Annotated in this window: 1 protein-coding gene; it reads right to left on the bottom strand. The window is 69.5% G+C overall.

What is annotated here, in order from left to right:
- Positions 1 to 18 precede the first annotated feature (18 nt).
- On the bottom strand, positions 19 to 1080 hold the full coding sequence (locus tag AB0316_RS20945) for an IS110 family transposase (protein ID WP_366275193.1): 1062 nt from the start codon (positions 1078 to 1080) through the stop codon (positions 19 to 21).
- Between the last annotated feature and the right edge of the window lie 269 nt (positions 1081 to 1349).

Here is a 1349-nt window from a genome sequence, read left to right as displayed (position 1 = left end):
CGACGCTCCTATGGATCGTCAAGTGGTTGCGGGTGGGTGTTCGAGGGTTCGGAAGAGGTCTCTGGCGATGTAGCGCTTGAGGCAGCGTTTGATCTCGCGGCTGGTCTTGCCCTCGGCGGCGCGTCGGGCGACGTAGCTGCGCGTGGCTGCGTGGTAGCGGATGCGGGACAAGGCGATGGTGTTCAGGGCGCGGTTGAGCTGCCGGTCGCCATAGCGGTTGAGGCGGTGTCGGGTGGTGACCTGGCCGCTGTTGGCCGGGATAGGTGCGGCGCCGGCGAGCATGGCGAAGGCGGCCTCGGAGTGGATCCGTCCGGGGTGGGACCACGCGCATAGCACCGTCGCCGCCACGATCGGGCCGATGCCGGGTTGCTCGAGCAAGTCCGGGCGCCAGGACCGGACGATCCGCAAGATGGCCTTCTCGTGCTCGGCCGCTTCCTGTCCCAAAGCCCGGGCTCGGCGGGCCAGAGAACGCAGCGTGGTGACCGTGACGGTCGTCTCGGTGTCCCAAGACGGGGAAACGCGAAGGGCGGCAGCGACCCGCAGCATCGCCGGCAGTTTCAGGTTGCGGAACCGGGCACGGATCGGTTCAGGCGCGGCGATCACGAGGCTGAACAACTGCCGTTGCGCATCGGCGCCGGCCTCGACCGCGGAACGGCGCGCCGCCAGCAGCACCGACAGCGCCTGGCGGTCCCCGCCGCCGCGTGGCGTGCCCAGTCGGGCCCGCGAAAGCGCCTCCCGAGCGGCGCGGATCGCATCCAGTGGGTCGGACTTGGCGCCGTTGCGTCGCCGAGCCCGTTCGGGGCGGTCGAGCTCGACCACGATCTCGTCCCGACGGGCCAGGTGACGTGCCAGGCCGGCGCCGTGGCCGCCGGTGCCCTCGATCGCCCAAGCGCGGAGCGTGCCGTGCTCGTCAGCGAAGGCCTGCAGCTGGGCGTAGCCGTCCGCGGTCGCCTCCACGGTGACCTCGTCCAGCACGCCACCGGTGCGGGCATCGACCGCGGCCGCGGAATGGGTGCGCACGTGGGTGTCGACGCCGATGACGACATCGACCACCTCACGAAGATCGGTCAGACTGGTCATGCGTTCTCTCTCCTTGCCTGGAACGGGGACGTGGTTCCCGGTCCGGGTGGAGATTCGGCAGGACTGTGATGAGACACGACGGGCGCCGTTAACGCTCGACGGTCAAGCTCCTGATCAGGCCAGCTACTCCGCTCAGGCCGGGGCCGACAGCCGTGGGCGGACAAGTCGCGTGCAAGGCACGAAGCCAGTCAGTCGAAGGGTCACACCCACAGCCGTCAGCCACAGCCCAGCACGATCAGGCTGCAGAAGCGATCCTCACAGTCAGTCGA

The sequence above is a fragment of the Terrabacter sp. NPDC080008 genome, from assembly GCF_040702505.1.
In the GTDB taxonomy this organism is placed as follows: domain Bacteria; phylum Actinomycetota; class Actinomycetes; order Actinomycetales; family Dermatophilaceae; genus Terrabacter.
This window is presented reverse-complemented; position numbering and strand designations above follow the sequence as displayed.